This is a genomic window from Lelliottia jeotgali (assembly GCF_977070485.1).
Map to the genome: position 1 here is coordinate 1 of NZ_CDRVFO010000040.1, position 1,962 is coordinate 1,962.

Annotated in this window: 2 protein-coding genes; both read left to right on the forward strand. The window is 47.7% G+C overall.

Translation table 11 applies throughout. The annotated features are described in order from the left end of the window. On the forward strand, window positions 1-1,095 hold a 1,095-nt coding region (locus tag ACW4TB_RS27460), incomplete at its 5' end, for an RHS repeat-associated core domain-containing protein (RefSeq protein WP_455843131.1). Window positions 1,096-1,101: 6 nt separating this feature from the next. After that, entirely contained in the window at window positions 1,102-1,698 is a 597-nt protein-coding gene (locus ACW4TB_RS27465; protein WP_346641091.1) for a hypothetical protein, read from the forward strand. The last annotated feature ends 264 nt before the right edge of the window (window positions 1,699-1,962 follow it).

Here is a 1,962-nt window from a genome sequence, read left to right on the forward strand (position 1 = left end):
CGGCAGTTTGAGAAGGTGAAGGACAACCGCATCAAGCGTTGGCGCGATCAGGAGTACCGCTACGATCCGTGGGGCAACCTGATCGAGAAGCGCTCGGGGCATAGCAAGCTGCAGAACTTTGCCTATGACTGTGAGAACCGGCTGGTGCGTGCTGAGACAGTGGTCAACGGCAAGCTGGAAAGTACGGGCACTTATCGCTATGACAGCCTGGGGCGGCGGATTGCCAAAACCGCTGAAATCGGCGGCACCTCGGAGCAGAAGCACTTCCTCTGGCAAGGGCTGAGGATGCTGCGTGAGGAGACGCCGGGGCAGAGCATTTTGTATCTCTATGAGCCGGGTAGCTATGCGCCGTTGGCGCGGGTTGACCAGGCGGAAGGGGATGAGCAGAAGATCTATTACTTCCATACCGATCAGATTGGTACGCCGCTGGAGCTGACGGATAGCGAGGGTGAGATTGTCTGGCAGGCGACCTATCGTTCTTGGGGCGCGATTGAGCAGCTGGCGATCAATGAAGTCGAGCAGAATCTGCGATTCCAAGGCCAGTATTTTGATAGTGAAACAGATTTACACTACAACACATTCCGTTTCTACGACGCTGGAATCGGCCGTTTTTTATCGCAGGACCCAATAGGGTTGGCAGGCGGAATAAATATCTATTCGTACGCTGCAAACCCTATTCTCAGCATTGACCCGCTGGGGTGGTGTTCTACCAAGCTTGGGCAGAACATGGGGCATAGGACGGGAGATGGGATGGCTAACCATCACCTTATTCCTGAACAGCTCATGAATAAGCCTATTTTCAGTTCTATGTTTAAGAGATTAAAAGGGATAGGGTTTGATGGCGACGGCGCATCAAATGGTATTTTCTTGCCCGATAAAAAGAATGTCCAGTTTATCGATTTGCCAGGACACTGGACGAATCATGATGTCTACACAGCTGCTGTTGGTAAGAAATTACTCGAGCTCAATAAAATGGCCCCACAATTGAGTGATACTCAGTTGGTTTTGGGGGTTAAAAATATTCAAGACTGGGCGAGGTCCGGGCTTCAAAACGGGCTGTTTAAGACCGACCCATCTACTTTTAGGTTGCTGTGAGTTCTTATGAAAGAATTTTATATGCTCAGTGCTGCGGAAGGCGACGATGTTCCGCTTTTCTTTGATGAGAAGTGGGTCCCGGAATTGCCGGAGTTCAATCAAGTAATTGCGAATCCTGACGTATTGGATTTTTCAAGCTCCTATGAAATGAAAGCCGACTTGAATAATCTTCACGTCGATGTGATATTTGAGCAGTATCTCGCGTCATCGGAATTCATTCGAATGTGCGAAAATTTTCATTGTAAGTTTCTGAGCATTCCTGTGATGATTTCGCTTCGCGGTTCTGCGAAGCCTAAAAAGGATTATAGATTTTTCTGCGTACTTAGTAGATGTTCATTGCTAGATGTTGATCGATCTACTTTTGAATTGGTGGGTGACGGACTTTTACGCCCAGAAAACGAGCGTCAAAATATGTTGCCATTATATGCTCGAATAGATAAGTTTTCCCCGAGATCAGATGTAGAGTATGATTTATTCTACTGTGAAGAATTGAAGCAAATGGTCTGTTCTTCTGTGTTTAGAGAGGCATACTTAAAAAATAGTTTCATAGGACTCTATTTTGAGAAAATTGATGAGGGATTTGTATATGCTCCGTGGGGTTGATTTCGCAAGGTCAAGCACTTCTAAGACCGCACGGGCAGAAGCACCCACTACCGTTACATGAGGAGCTATATAGATTAATTGGAAATGAAAATCATCGCGAGCGTGGAACCTTTAGCATGTAGTGAGCGCGTATTTGATGATGGAGTAACTGAGTTAAAATATGCTCTGGGTACCAGGTCTCCGCTGTAACGAAGACCACCGCGTCGTCGCCAGCCGCGACTTTGGCGGCGAGCGCTACGGCATGGACTTCGATGCGTCCGGCAA